Source organism: Kitasatospora sp. NPDC101157, assembly GCF_044768255.1.
GTDB lineage: Bacteria > Actinomycetota > Actinomycetes > Streptomycetales > Streptomycetaceae > Kitasatospora.
On the sequence record NZ_JBIWPL010000007.1, the window covers coordinates 132,035 to 145,176 of the forward strand.

General features: G+C 74.4%; 14 protein-coding genes and 1 pseudogene. 8 read left to right on the forward strand and 7 right to left on the reverse strand.

Annotated elements, in window-relative coordinates; translation table 11 throughout:
- Positions 1-91: 91 nt before the first annotated feature.
- The 4 genes from ACIRVF_RS17570 (at position 92) to ACIRVF_RS17585 (ending at position 4,364) form a co-directional block, all read left to right on the forward strand.
- On the forward strand, positions 92-1,120 hold the full coding sequence (locus tag ACIRVF_RS17570; RefSeq protein WP_402817863.1) for a phosphotransferase family protein: 1,029 nt from the start codon (positions 92-94) through the stop codon (positions 1,118-1,120).
- Positions 1,120-2,331, forward strand: a complete 1,212-nt coding sequence (locus ACIRVF_RS17575) for an acyl-CoA dehydrogenase family protein (RefSeq protein WP_402817866.1) — start codon at positions 1,120-1,122, stop codon at positions 2,329-2,331. The genes ACIRVF_RS17570 and ACIRVF_RS17575 overlap by 1 nt, the downstream gene beginning before the upstream one ends.
- Positions 2,332-2,377: 46 nt before the next feature.
- On the forward strand, positions 2,378-2,845 hold the full coding sequence (locus tag ACIRVF_RS17580) for a hypothetical protein (protein WP_402817869.1): 468 nt from the start codon (positions 2,378-2,380) through the stop codon (positions 2,843-2,845).
- A 244-nt stretch (positions 2,846-3,089) separates the two neighbouring features.
- Complete coding sequence (locus ACIRVF_RS17585; RefSeq protein ID WP_402817872.1) at positions 3,090-4,364, forward strand: alpha/beta hydrolase family protein; 1,275 nt, start codon at positions 3,090-3,092, stop codon at positions 4,362-4,364.
- A 41-nt stretch (positions 4,365-4,405) separates the two neighbouring features.
- Here ACIRVF_RS17585 and ACIRVF_RS17590 read toward each other — a convergent pair.
- The 5 genes and pseudogenes from ACIRVF_RS17590 to ACIRVF_RS17610 form a co-directional block, all read right to left on the reverse strand.
- Positions 4,406-4,516 (reverse strand): annotated as a pseudogene (locus ACIRVF_RS17590) (RNA-guided endonuclease TnpB family protein); the annotation flags it as partial.
- 264 nt (positions 4,517-4,780) lie between these two features.
- Entirely contained in the window at positions 4,781-5,722 is a 942-nt protein-coding gene (locus ACIRVF_RS17595) for a RimK family alpha-L-glutamate ligase (RefSeq protein ID WP_402817875.1), read from the reverse strand.
- 160 nt (positions 5,723-5,882) lie between these two features.
- Complete coding sequence (locus ACIRVF_RS17600; protein ID WP_402817878.1) at positions 5,883-6,854, reverse strand: NADPH:quinone oxidoreductase family protein; 972 nt, start codon at positions 6,852-6,854, stop codon at positions 5,883-5,885.
- The gene (locus ACIRVF_RS17605) at positions 6,851-7,645 is read right to left on the reverse strand and encodes an SDR family NAD(P)-dependent oxidoreductase (protein WP_402817881.1); all 795 of its coding nucleotides are present in this window, start codon (positions 7,643-7,645) and stop codon (positions 6,851-6,853) included. The genes ACIRVF_RS17600 and ACIRVF_RS17605 overlap by 4 nt, the downstream gene beginning before the upstream one ends.
- A complete protein-coding gene (locus ACIRVF_RS17610; RefSeq protein WP_402817884.1) occupies positions 7,642-8,400 on the reverse strand; it encodes an SDR family oxidoreductase in 759 nt (252 codons plus the stop codon). The genes ACIRVF_RS17605 and ACIRVF_RS17610 overlap by 4 nt, the downstream gene beginning before the upstream one ends.
- Positions 8,401-8,555: 155 nt before the next feature.
- On the opposite strand from ACIRVF_RS17610, the gene ACIRVF_RS17615 reads away from it, so the two are divergent.
- Complete coding sequence (locus tag ACIRVF_RS17615) at positions 8,556-9,182, forward strand: TetR/AcrR family transcriptional regulator (RefSeq protein ID WP_402817887.1); 627 nt, start codon at positions 8,556-8,558, stop codon at positions 9,180-9,182.
- A 161-nt stretch (positions 9,183-9,343) separates the two neighbouring features.
- Here ACIRVF_RS17615 and ACIRVF_RS17620 read toward each other — a convergent pair whose 3' ends face one another.
- A complete protein-coding gene (locus tag ACIRVF_RS17620) occupies positions 9,344-9,970 on the reverse strand; it encodes a LysE family transporter (RefSeq protein ID WP_402817890.1) in 627 nt (208 codons plus the stop codon).
- A gap of 203 nt (positions 9,971-10,173) precedes the next feature.
- Here ACIRVF_RS17620 and ACIRVF_RS17625 point away from each other — a divergent pair, with 203 nt between their 5' ends.
- Both ACIRVF_RS17625 and ACIRVF_RS17630 read left to right on the forward strand, forming a co-directional pair.
- The gene (locus ACIRVF_RS17625; RefSeq protein ID WP_402817893.1) at positions 10,174-10,803 is read left to right on the forward strand and encodes a maleylpyruvate isomerase N-terminal domain-containing protein; all 630 of its coding nucleotides are present in this window, start codon (positions 10,174-10,176) and stop codon (positions 10,801-10,803) included.
- Positions 10,804-10,912: 109 nt separating this feature from the next.
- Positions 10,913-11,266 carry a hypothetical protein gene (locus ACIRVF_RS17630; protein ID WP_402818514.1) on the forward strand — a complete coding sequence of 118 codons (354 nt, stop codon included), beginning with the start codon at positions 10,913-10,915 and terminating at the stop codon, positions 11,264-11,266.
- Positions 11,267-11,331: 65 nt separating this feature from the next.
- Here the strand turns inward: ACIRVF_RS17630 and ACIRVF_RS17635 are convergent, their stop codons facing one another.
- The gene (locus tag ACIRVF_RS17635; RefSeq protein WP_402817896.1) at positions 11,332-12,252 is read right to left on the reverse strand and encodes a lysozyme; all 921 of its coding nucleotides are present in this window, start codon (positions 12,250-12,252) and stop codon (positions 11,332-11,334) included.
- Positions 12,253-12,433: 181 nt separating this feature from the next.
- On the opposite strand from ACIRVF_RS17635, the gene ACIRVF_RS17640 reads away from it, so the two are divergent.
- A complete protein-coding gene (locus ACIRVF_RS17640) occupies positions 12,434-13,003 on the forward strand; it encodes a GNAT family N-acetyltransferase (protein ID WP_402817899.1) in 570 nt (189 codons plus the stop codon).
- The last annotated feature ends 139 nt before the right edge of the window (positions 13,004-13,142 follow it).

Sequence of the window (13,142 nt, forward strand, 5' to 3'; positions counted from 1 at the left end):
GGCTCGCGGCATTGACAGGGGGCCTCCTCCGGCTGAATGCTAAGCAAGCGCTTAGTCATCGACCGACCCGCCACCGCCCAGGAGCCGCCCGATGTCCGAGACTTCCGCCGACCCGCCCGGCCTGGATCTGGCCCGCCTCCGCTCCCATCTGGACCGGGAGCTGCCCGGGGCCGTCCAGGGGCCGCTTCGGGCCTCGCTCATCGAGGGGGGCCGGTCCAACCTCACCTACGTCCTCAGCGACGACTCCCGCCGCTGGGTCCTGCGCCGGCCGCCGCTCGGGCACGTCCTCGCGACCGCGCACGACATGGGCCGCGAGTACCGCGTGATGTCCGCCCTCCGGGACACCGACGTCCCCGTCCCGAACACGCTGCTGATCGACCACGGGACCGAGGTGCTCGGCGCCCCCTGGTACCTCATGGAGCACGTCCCGGGCGTCGCGCACCGCTCCCGGAAGACCCTGGCCGCCCTCGGCGAACAGCGGGTCGCCGCTCTCGGCCGCCGCCTGGTCGAGACCCTCGCCGCCCTGCACAGGATCGACCCGGCCACCGTGGGCCTCGCCGACTTCGGTCACCCGGACGGCTACCTGGAACGCCAGCTGAGCCGCTGGGCCAAGCAGCTCGCCGCCTCCCGCAGCCGCGACCTCCCCGACCTCGACCGGCTGCACGCCCTCCTCGCCGACCGCCTCCCGACCTCCCCCGCCCCGGCCCTGGTCCACGGCGACTACCGCCTCGACAACGTCCTGGTCGACGACTCCGACACGATCACCGCCGTCCTCGACTGGGAGATGTCCACGCTCGGCGACCCGCTCACCGACATCGGCCTCCTCGTGATGTACACCGAGCTGGCCGGCGTCGGCGGCGGCATCATCCCCTCCGCCATGACCGCCCCCGGCTTCCCCAAGCCCGACGAGATCGTCTCGTACTACGCCGAGCTGACCGGCCGCCAGGCCGCCGACCTCGACTGGTACGTGGCCTTCGCCTCCTTCAAGCTCGCCGCTGTCGCCGAGGGCATCCACTACCGCTTCCAGCAGGGCCGCACCCTGGGTACCGGTTTCGAGCGCGCCGGCGAGATGGCCCCGATCCTCGCCCGGCACGGCCTCGGCACCCTCAAGGAGAACTGATGGACTTCGCCTACGACGCCCGCACCGAAGAGCTCCGCGAGCAGCTGCTCGCGTTCATGGACCAGCACGTCCACCCCGCCGAGCCGGTCCTGGCCGCCCAGCTGGCCGACCCCGCCCGCGAGCCCTGGGCCGTCCCGCCCGTGGTCGCCGACCTCCAGGCGGAGGCCCGCAAGCAGGGCCTGTGGAACCTCTTCATCCCGGGCGAGCACGGCGCCGGCCTCACCAACCTCCAGTACGCCCCGCTCGCCGAGATCACCGGCCGCAGCATCCAGCTGGCCCCGCCCGCGCTCAACTGCGCCGCCCCCGACACCGGCAACATGGAGCTGCTCGCCCAGTTCGGCAGCGCCGAGCAGAAGGAACGCTGGCTGCGACCCCTCCTCGACGCCGAGATCCGCTCCGCGTTCGCGATGACCGAGCCCGAGGTCGCCTCCTCCGACGCCACCAACATCGCCACCCGGATCGAGCGCGACGGCGCCGAGTACGTGATCAACGGCCGCAAGTGGTACATCACCGGCGCGATGAACCCGGACTGCAAGCTGTTCATCGTGATGGGCAAGACCGACCCGGACGCCGACCCGCACCGCCAGCAGAGCATGGTGATCGTCCCGCGCGACACCCCGGGCGTCACCGTCAAGCGCGGCATGACCGTCTTCGGCTACGACGACGCCGACCACGGCGGCCACGCCGAGGTGCTGTTCGACGACGTGCGCGTCCCTGCCGAGAACCTGATCGGCGAGGAGGGCACCGGCTTCGCCATCGCCCAGGCCCGGCTCGGGCCCGGCCGGATCCACCACTGCATGCGGGCCATCGGCCTCGCCGAACGCGCCCTGGAGCTGATGTGCCGCCGGGCGAACGAGCGCGTGGCCTTCGGCCGTCCGCTGGCCGAGCAGGGCGTGGTCCAGGACTGGATCGCCGAATCCCGGGTCCGCATCGAGCAGTTGCGACTGCTCGTGCTCAAGACCGCCTGGCTCATGGACACCGTCGGCAACCGCGGCGCCCACACCGAGATCCAGGCCATCAAGATCGCCACCCCGCGCACCGTCGAGTGGATCCTCGACAAGGCCGTCCAGGCCCACGGCGCCGCGGGCGTCAGCCAGGACACCCCGCTGGCCCAGCTCTGGGCAGGCAACCGCACCCTGCGCCTCGCCGACGGGCCGGACGAGGTCCACAAGCGCTCGCTGGCCCGCCGGGAGCTCAAGCGCTACCGCTGATCGCGACCGGTTCGGGGTGGACGTCTCCCGGCGGTAGCCTGACGGGATGACCGAGACCCTGCTGAACCGTTACCGCCAGGCCCTCCAACCGCTGTTGGAACCGGGCGAGCAACTCATGGACGTCGCGAAGGTCGTCCCGGCGGCCGGGGCCGAGGGGATCGGGGACGGCGCCGGGGCGGCGATCGGCAACGCCCTGGCGCGGATGGGCGCCGTGACGGGGGAGCCGGGCAGCCTCGCGCGCAGCTTCCCGCGCGTGGAGGGCGTGGCGGTGACCAAGCTGCTGGTGGTCACCGACCGCCGGACCGCCTTCGTCACCGTCGGGCCGGACATCCGCAAGGGCGGCCGGCTGCTGTGGCACGTCCCGCGGCAACTGGTGGCGCGGGTGGAGCGGCGCCCGCGGCTCCAGGCCATGGCGAGGTTCCGGCTGTGCTTCGCGGACGGCTCCGCGGTCTCGATGTACACCATGCGCCGCCGCACCGTCGAGGCCCTCGCCGACCACCTCGGACGCCACTGAACCCGGCCGGGAGCGCCTTCGGGCGCGACGGCGCGCGGCCCGGGCCGAACGACCGGGGGGAGGCCACGGACGGACGAGGACTTCCCCGGGCCGTGACCGGTACCGCGCCGGGAAGTGAGCCGAGGGCCCCGTACGGTGTCATACCGAAGTACTCAGGGGGACTTGGCTCCCCGGTATGACGGATCCGGGCCGCCCCGCCCGTAGCGTCTCCTTCGTCAACGGAACACGACCAGGAGGCGGCGAGATGGGCAGGCGGGGACGGGCCGTGGCGGCGGTACTGCTGGTGGCGTCGGCGGCGCTCGGGGTGGCGGGTGCGCCCGGGGCGGTGGCGGCGCCGGCGGACGGCGGCGGGCGGCAGGCCACGGCGTGGCTGCCGCGGCCGACCGGGCCGTACCCGATCGGGACCACCTCGCTGCACCTGACCGACACCGGGCGGGAGGACCCCTGGCAGCCCGGGCGCAAGCGCGAGCTGATGATCAGCTTCTGGTACCCGACCGCCCGCCCGGCCAGCGGGCAGGAGCGGGCCCGCTACATGGCGCCCGCCGCCGGAGAGCACTTCGGCAGCGACACCGGCGCCGCGAAGTTCAACTACGGTGTGCAGCCCGGCAGCACGGACTGGTCGGGCATCCTCACCCACGCCCGGCAGGACGCCCCGGCCCGCCCCGGCGGACCCCGCCCGGTGGTGCTCTACTCGCCCGGGCTCGGCGACCCGCGCAGCTGGGGCACGGCCCTGGTGGAGGACCTCGCCTCGCGCGGCTACGTCGTCGTCACCGTCGACCACACCTACGAGGCCTCCGAAGTCGCCTTCCCCGGCGGGGACCTGGCCACCTCGGTGTTCCCCGCCATGCTGGGACGGCCCGGCCTGGACATCGGCGCCGTGCTGCGCAAGTCCATGTCCACCCGGGTGGACGACACCCGATTCGTGCTGGACGAACTCGCCGTGCTGCGCCGCGTTCAGGGCCTGCCGGCCGGCCTCGCCGCCTCGCTGGACCTGGACCGGGTCGGCATGGTCGGCCACTCGGCGGGCGGCTTCACCGCCCTGCAGGCCATGCACGACGACCCGCGGATCGCGGCCGGGATCAACATGGACGGCCAGCTGCACTTCCCCGGCCCGGACGGGCGGACCGGCGTCTTCCTGCCGAGCGTCGCCCAGGACGGCCTGGACCGCCCGTTCCTGCTCATGGGCACCGGGAGCCCGGACTCCGGCAGCTACCACCGGCAGCCCGGCTGGGACGCCCTGTGGCAGCACAGCACCGGCTGGCACGCCGACGTCACCCTGGACGGCTCCCGGCACGGCTCCTACACCGACGCGCAGTCCCTGCTGCCCCAACTCGCCCGCCAGGGTGCGATCGGCCCGGACGGGCCGGCCCCGGAGGTCGGCACCGTCCGCCCCGACCGCGCCGAACTCGCCACCCGCTCCTACGTGGCGTCCTTCTTCGACCGCTGGCTGCGCGGCCACGACGACCACTTGCTGGACGGCCCCTCGGCGCGCTTCCCGGAGATGACGTACGAGCGTTGACCTCCGCTCCCCGGCCTAAAGGCCGGGGAGTCCTACCACGGTCGGTTGAGGCACTTCTCGGCCCGGCGCAGGAAGCGCGGACTGTCGATCTTCCGGCCGTCGGACAGGATCGCGAAGTGCGTCAGCCCGAGGTCGATCCCCACCTGGGAGTCCTCGACAGCGCGGGAGGGTGCCCACTGCACAGGTCAGAGCAGGGCTCGGAATCGCTTCACCACCGGGCTGAAGCCCGGTTGCACTGCGATTAGTCCCGGTAGCCCTTCGCGCACGACAGCGCCGTGCCCGGGGCCGCTCGCTGCTGCGGGCCCCGGGCACGGCGGAGATGGGCCGCACCCTGCAATGCCGTCCGGGACTTCCCGCCCGGGCGATCCCACGTTCGGCGGGCGGCGAGTGAATCCGGCCTGCGCCTGTCGGCTGTCTCAGGAGTGCAGGTGGGCCGCGACGTAGGGGACGGCGATCTGGTCCACCCCCAGCGGGCGGCCGAAGGCCGGGTGGACGTTGACCTCGAAGACCACGCCGCCGTTCTCGGCGGCGAGGTCGACGCCGGCCAGCGGGAGGCCCAGGGACTTGGTCGCGAGGATCGCCAACTCCGCCAGTCCCGGCGGGAGTTCGTCGATCTCCAGGACGGTCGAGGAGGCGCCCTGGCACTCGTTGCAGGGCGCGTCCGGGTCCGGCTGGACGTGCTCCACCGCGCGGACGGCCCGGCCGCCGAGGACGACCACCCGGTACTGGTGGCGCCGCCCGTCGGCGGTGAAGTTCCGGGCGTCCCGGGCGATCAGCCAGTCGGCATCGAGCGCCGCGTAGTGCCGTGCGGCGGCGGCCAGTTGGGCGTGAGTGGTGACGTGGAAGACGTCGTCGCCGCCCATGCCGACGCACGGCCGGGCCCAGACGTCGCCGCCGAGTCGTTCGAAGGCCTCGGCGGCGGCCTCCGGTGTCGGCCGGGAGAGCGTGATCGTCGGCATGTGCGGCACGCCGTCACGGGTGAAGCGCTCGACCGTGCGGTCCTTCTCGGTCGCCGCGCGCCAGGCCTCGACGTCGGTGCCGAGCGAACGGACGCCGGACGCGCGCAGCAGCCGCTGGCAGTGGGCGAAGGCGGGGCGCCGGTGCGGCGGGATCTCGTAGACGACCACCGCGTCCGTGGTCACGACGCACCCCTCGGCCCCCAGCCGGACGCTCCCGTCGCCCACCGCCTCGATCCGGCCGGTGGGGCCGGCGTCGGGAACGCCGTCCGTCATGAAGTGCCGGGCGTCCAGCATGACGGGATCGCGGCCGGTCAGCCGCCGGGCGGCGGTCGCCATCGCCTCCCGGGTGCCTTCGGTCGAGCTGTGGTCGGTCAGCAGAACGAGGTCTCGTCGGCCCATGGGGCCATGGAAGCGGCGCGCGCCCGTGCGCGGCAAGGAGGCCCCGTGAGCCATCCGGGTGAGGCCGTGGCCTGAACCGGCCGGGCCGGGCGGGCCCGGCGACCTCGCGGCCCCGGCCCGGCCGCCCCGCCCGGTGCCGGACGTCGTCGCCGAACCGGCGTCAGTCCCCCAGCACCGCGATCCGGCCGGTGCTGCGCCCGTCGGCGACCAGTTGGACGGCCTCGGCGGCCCCGGCGAGCGGCACCCGGGCGCTCACCAGGGGCCGGACCACGCCCTGCTCGGCGAGCTTGCTCAGCTCGTCGTGGGCGGTCCGGACGGCGCGCGGGTCATGGGTGTTGTAGAGGCCCCAGTGCAGGCCGAGGATCGCGTAGTTCTTCACCAGGGCGTGGTTGAGCGCCGGCGCCGGGATCTGCCCGGCGGCGAAGCCCACCACCACGATCCGGCCCTCGAAGGCGACGCACTTGGTGGAGCCGGTGTAGGCGTCACCGCCGACCGGGTCGAAGACCACGTCCGCGCCGCGCCCGCCGGTGAACTCCTTGACGGCGGCGACGAAGTCCCCGGCCGTCCGGTCGACCACCAGGTCGGCGCCGAGCGCCCGGGCCGCCTCCGCCTTGGCCGTGCCGCCGACCACGGCGACCACCCGGGCCCCGGCGGCCCGGCCGAGCTGGACGGCCGCGCTGCCGACCCCGCCGGCCGCCGCGTGCACCAGCAGGGTCTCCCCGGCCCGCAGCCGGGCCCGGCGGTGCAGGGCGAACCAGGCGGTCTGGTAGCCGATGTGCAGCGCCGCCGCCTCGGCGTCGTCCAGCGCCCCGGGCGCCGGGAACGCGGCCGCGGCGTCCAGCAGCGCGTACTCGGCGAAGGCGCCGTGCGGCAGCACCGGGTTGCCGATCAGCCGCTCGCCCCGCCGGGCGCCGTCGGCGACCTCGCCGCACAGCTCCACGCCGGGGGTGAACGGGAGCGGCGGACGGACCTGGTACTGCCCGCGCACCATCAGCGCGTCCGGGAAGTTCACCGCCGCGGCCCTGACCCGGACCAGCAGCTGCCCCGGGCCGGGCACCGGCCGCGCCACGTCGTCGGCCAGCCGCATCACCGCCGCCGGCTCGCCGAGCTCACCCACCTGCCAGGCCCTCACAGCGCCTCGCTCCTCTCCAGTTCCTGCTGGAGCCGGTTCATCCCGGCGATCCAGCGGTCCGGGTCGGTGGCCCGGACTCGGTAGTACTCGGCGGTCTCGGGGTGCGGCAGGATCAGGAAGCGCTCCTCGCGCAGCCCGTCCAGCGCCGCCCCGGCGACGTCCTCCGGCTCCAGCGCGGTCGGCGCGAGCAGCGCCTCGCCGACCGCGCCGGTGGCGGCCAGCATGTCGGTGCGCACGCCCTGCGGGCAGAGCGCGTGCACCTTGACGCCCCGGTGGCGGTAGGTGGCGGAGAGCCACTCGGCGAAGGCGAGCGCGCCGTGCTTGCTGACGGCGTACGGCGCCGAGCCCAGCATGGTGAGCAGTCCGGCCGCGGAGACGGTGGCCAGGAAGCGGCCGTTGCCGCGTTCCAGCCAGCCGGGCAGCAGCAGTTCGGCGGCCCGGACGTGGGCCATCACATTGACCTCCCAGGCGCTCGCCCAGGCCGTGGCGGGCGCGTCGGCGCCGCCGACCGGGGCGACGCCCGCGTTGGCGCACCACACGTCGATCTCGCCGAGCTCCGCACGGGCCCGGCCGACCAGGGTGGCCAGACCGGCGGCGGAGGCGGCGTCCCCGGGCAGGGCGGCGCCGCCGCAGTCCTTCGCGACGGCGTGGGCGGCCTCGGCATCCAGGTCGTTGACCACCACCCGGGCGCCGGCCGCGGCGAAGGCCCGGGCCAGCGCGGCGCCGATGCCCCGGCCGGCGCCGGTCACCACCACGCCCTGGCCGTCGAAGTCGGGCACGGCCTCCGTCACAGCCCACCGCCGAGGGTGACCCCGCCGTCCACCACCAGGGTCTGGCCGGTGATCCAGCCCGCCTCGGGGGAGAGCAGGAAGGCGACCGCGCCGGCGATGTCCTCGGGGACGCCGAGCCGGCCCAGCGGGTAGGACTTGGCGACCTTCTCCTCGCGGCCCTCGTACAGCGCCTCGGCGAACTTGGTCTTCACCACCGCGGGGGCGACGGCGTTGACCCGGATGCCCTGAGGGCCCAGCTCGGCGCCGAGTTCGGTGGTGAGCCGGATCAGCGCGGCCTTGCTGACGCCGTACATGCCGATCCCGAGCGAGGCGCGGATGCCGGCGATCGAGGCGACGTTGACGACCGAGCCGCCGTGCTCGCCCATCCAGGCGGCGTGCGCCCGGCGGGTCCAGGCCAGCGGGCCGAGCACGTTGACGGCCAGGATCTTGGCGGCAGCGGCCTCGTCGGTGTCCAGCACCGGCCCGTACACCGGGTTGATGCCGGTGTTGTTGACCAGGTGGTCGAGCCGGCCGAAGGCCTCCAGGGTGCGGGCGACGGCCTCCTCCTGGTGGGCCGGGTCGTCGGCCTTGCCCGCGACCGCGATCGCGTTCTCCGGGCCGCCGAGGTCGCGGACGGCCTCGGCGAGCGGCTCGGGGTTGCGGGCGGTGAGGCAGACCTTGGCGCCGCGCTCGACCAGTTCGCGCGCGATGCCGAGGCCGATGCCGCGGCTGGAACCGGTCACGACGGCCACCCGGCCCTTGAAGGAGTGCACCACGGAGGATCCTGCCTTTCCCGCGAGGGTTGTGGTTCGAATCGCTGACTAAGCGCTTGCTCAGCATGGTGTCGGTGCGGCAGCCTGTCAACAGTCCGCCGGACCGCGACGGACGCCCGACGGGAAAGCCCGTACGGATCCTCTGGGAGGATGGCGCCATGACCAGCACGCCGATCGCCGACCTCTGGCCGACCCTGCCCGGCGCCGACACCCGCCCGGAGGCGGCGTACCGGCTGCTCCAGGCGGCCGTCGAGTCGTTCGCGGAGCGCGGCTTCCACGCCACCACCACCCGGGACATCGCCACCGCGGCCGGGATGAGCCCCGCCGCGCTGTACATCCACTACCAGTCCAAGGCCGCCCTGCTCGCCGAGATCAGCCAGGCCGGGCACACCGCCACCCTGGCCCTGGTGCGGGAGGCGGCGGCCGGGGACGGCGGCCCGGCGGAGCGGATGCGGCGGCTGGTCGAGCAGTTCACCGCCTGGCACGCCCGGGCCCGCACCGTCGGCCGGGTGGTCAACTACGAGCTGCACGCGCTGCCCGAGGACGCCTACGCCGTCGTCGCCGCGCTGCGCCTGGACATCGAGCGCGAGGTCAGCGCGCTGATCGAGGCCGGCGTGGCGGCCGGGGAGTTCGAGGTCGCCGAGGTGCGCACGGCGGCCCGCGCGGTCACCTCGCTGGGCATCGACGTCTCCCGCTGGTACACCGAGCGCTCCTCCGGGACGCCGGAGGAACTCGGCCGCCGCTACGGCGAGTTGGTGCTGCGGATGCTGGGCGCCGGGGCCTGACGTCCGGCCCTTTCGCCACACCCTTGACCAGCCCCCCGCGGCGTGGGCAGACGCGTATACGAAGTACGTGTGCCTCGGAGGCGTACAGCGCCGAAAGGCCTGTTTTCTGTAGCTGATCGGCGGGCCGGTACCGGGTCGGCGGCGGTGGACGGCGGTCCGGTTCAGCCGAGCAGCAGCCGGACGGACAGCCATCCCACCAGGGCGGCCGAGCCGAGGGCGGTCAGCAGCCGGCCGCGCGCGCCGGTCAGGGCCCGGCCCAGCAGGGCGCCGCCGGAGGCGAGCAGCAGCTGCCAACTGGCGGAGGCGGCGAAGACGGCGGCGGTGAACACGGTCCGGGCGAGGGGGCCCGGGGCGTCGCCACCCTGGCCGCGGCCGGCCATCACGAGCGCGGCGAAGTAGAGCACGGTGAGCGGGTTGAGCAGGGTGATCCCGAGCAGGGTGAGGAAGGCCCGGGCCGGTCCGGGCGGGGCCGCGGGAGCCGCGACGGCGGTGGACCGGCGGCCGCGCAGGGCGGTGGCGGCGGTGCGGACGGCCAGGGCGAGCAGCACCAGTGCCGAGCCGGTCCGCAGCGGGCCGGCGAACGGCTGCAGCAGCGGCGCGAGGCCGGTGCCGCCGAGGACCGCGAGCAGCGCGTACAGGCCGTCCGCGGTGGCCACCCCGAGGGCGGCGCAGGCCCCGGTGCGCAGCGAGGTCCGGGCGGTGAGGGCCACCAGGTAGGCGCCGACGGCTCCCACGGGTACGGCGACGCCGTATCCGGCGAGCAGCCCGGCGACCAGTGCGGCCGTCACGCGCGTGCGTGGTCGGGCCTCCGGGTGCGGCCGGGCTGCTGCTGGACGGAGGCCGGGCGGGCGGCGGTCACGGGCAGCGGGCGGGCGGGGATGCTGGTCATGGGCCGATGGTGGCGACCGCGGCCACGGGGGCGCAAGTGGTTTTGTCGGTGAGGGCGGGTAGCGTGGGGCGTTCCGGTGAGCAATGGTTCGAGGAGGTCCCGATGAACAGTCAGAACGAGCGCGTCAGCGAGCTGTTGGCCGATGCCTGGGCGTCCTGGGCGGAGCGCGGCGCGGCCCTGGGGCCGGAGGACTGGGACCGGCCCACCCGGCTGTCCGAGTGGACCGTCCGGGACCTCTACGCCCATGTGGCGCCGGCGCCGGAGCAGTTCGCAGGGCTGCGCGAGGCGGTGGTCGATGGTCCGGCGGGGCTGACCGGCGGGGCGGAGATCCTGCGGACGTTCAACCAGCCGGGCGGGCTCGCCCACACCGCCGCCGGGCAGATCGCCGAGATGGCCAAGGAGGCCGCCAGGGAGACCGAACCGGCCGCGCTGGTCGCCCGGTTCGGCAGCGAGGGCCCGGCCGCCCTGGCCGGGATCGCGGACCTCCCGCCCGACACCGTGGTGGCGCACCCGCTGCTCGGGAAGGTGACGGTGGGGGCGCTCGGCGAGGTGGCGCTGATGGAGGCCACCGTCCACCTGCTCGACCTGATCGACGCCGTCGGCGGACCGGCACCGGCCGAGGAGGCCCTGCACTTCACCCGCGGACTGCTGGCCGAGGCGGCGGACCCGGTGGCCTTCATCGAGGCCGCGGCGGGGCGCAGTTCGGAACCGGTGCTGCCGGTCATCCGGTGAGCCGCCGGGGGCCGGGCGTTCCCGGTCCACCGTCTTCGCTGGTCGGTCGTATGATCTGCACCAGGGACAACGGGATGGGTGGGGGTCGTCGGTGGACTCGTTGTGGAACATGTGGTGGCTGGTGCCCGCCGCGCTCTACGGAGGCGGGGCGATCGCCAACCGGGTGCGCCGGGACGTGAAGGAGCGGCACGAGCGCAGGCTCGAACTGCTCAACGCCCAGCACCAGCAGCGCCTGGCCCTGGACGCGGCCAACCGGCCGCCCGAGCCGGTCTGCGGCTGCACCCACCACCTGGCCAAGCACGACAAGCAGGGCCGCTGCCACGAGGTGGTCGAGACGCCCACCGCCTGGGACGCCGACCGCCGCCCGGTGCGCTACGAGGCCGGGCGGTGCAACTGCCAGCAGTACGTGGGCCCGGAGCCGCTGGGCACGGTGTACGCGCCGGAGCTGATCGACCCGCGCTGAGCCGTGCTCCGGGTCGAGGAGCGGCCGCCGCGTCCTGTCGGGGGTGCGGCGGCCGCTCCGTCGGGTCAGCCCAGGGCGAGCGCGCTCAGCCGGTCGGCGGCGCCGTTGAACAGGTCCTGGTCACCGGGGAAGGTGCCGGCGTCGGAGTACTGCCAGAAGGTCTGGTAGCTCCAGCCGTTCGGCAGGGTGCCGACGGTGGAGGAGTAACGGGCGATCCACAGCGGGTTGGTGGCGCCGAATCCGCCGTAGTTGCCGGTGCAGGTGGACCACCAGTTGGTCGTGGTGTAGATCGTCGGGTAGCGGCCGGTGCGGCTGCGGACGGTGTTGCTGAAGGCGCTGATCCAGCTGACCATGGCGCTCTGGCTGAGGCCGTAGCAGCTGGCGCCGTACGGGTTGTACTCGATGTCGAGCGCGGGCGGCAGGGTCGCGCCGTCGGCGGACCAGCCGCCGCCGTGGTCGACGAACCAGTTGGCCTGGGCGGAGCCGGAGGAGTTGTTCGGCAGCGCGAAGTGGTAGGCGCCGCGGATCAGGCCGGCGTGGTAGGAGCCGTTGTACTGCTGGGCGAAGTACGGGTTGGTGTAGCTGGTGCCCTCGGTGGCCTTGACGTAGGCGAACCGGGCGCCGTTGGCCGCCGCGGTGGACCAGGCGACGTTGCCCTGGTAGCTGGCGACGTCCATTCCGGCGGTCTGGGTGACGGCGAGGGAGGCGGCGGGCGTCCCGCCGGGGCGGCCCTCGTGGGCGACGACGGTGGATCCGGCGAAGTCGCGGTCGGGGTGGAAGGCCGGACGGCCCTCGACGACCGGGGCGGCGGAGGCGGCGGTGGAGGGGACGAGAGGTGCGGGGCCGGCCGCGTAGGCGGGCGCGGTGACGCCGGCGACCAGGGCGGTCGCGGCGGCCAGCGCTGCCAGGACGGGCAGTCGGCGGCCGGCTCCTGGTCTGGTGGTACCGGTGGGGCGGGCGGAGCGGGAAGAGCGAAGCACGGACACTCCTCTGGTTCCGGTGCGAATGGCCCAACTTGACTGCAGCGACCGGTAGTTGATCCGGCCGGAGGAGAAGGTTAGCCATGTACCCGCCAGTTGCGCCAGGTGTCTGCCGCCACACCGTGAACTCGGCGACCTGTGGCACCATGCCGGGAAGTCGACATTTTTCGAGGAGAGGACCAGCAGCATGTCCGACACCGCCACGGGGGCCGGCGCCGTACCCGCCGGGGAGCCCGCCTTCCGGACCGCGACCCTCGCCGACGTCCCGGCGCTGGTCGAACTGGTCGAGTCCGCCTACCGGGGCGAGGCCAGCAAGGCCGGCTGGACCACCGAGGCGGACCTGCTGGACGGGCAGCGCGCCGACGCGACGAGCGTCGCCGAGGCCGTCGAGGATCCGGACGGGGTGGTGCTGCTGGTCGAGCGCGACGGCGAGCTGGTCGCCTGCTGCCAGTTGGAACGGCGCCCGGACCGCGCCTACTTCGGCATGTTCTCGGTGCGCCCGACGCTGCAGGGCGGCGGGATCGGCCGGGTGGTGCTGGCCGAGGCGGAGCGGGTGGCCCGGGAGGAGTGGGGCGTCGGGCTGCTGGAGATGAAGGTGGTCGAGCAGCGCGGCGACCTGATCGCCTGGTACGAGCGGCGCGGGTTCCGCCGCACCGGCGAGTACAGCCCCTTCCCGTACGGGGACGAGCGCTTCGGCATCCCGCGCCGGCCGGACCTCCGGTTCGAGCTGTTGACCAAGGAGCTGAAGGGGGCCTGAGAGGCGCCCGAAGGAGGCGTGAAGGAGGCCCGAAGGAGGCGTGAAGGAGGCCTGAGGGGGCCCGTCCGGTGCGCTGATGCACCGTCAAGTCGCTGAGCTGGGGCGATGCGGAGATGTCACACCTCGTTCATGATTGGTC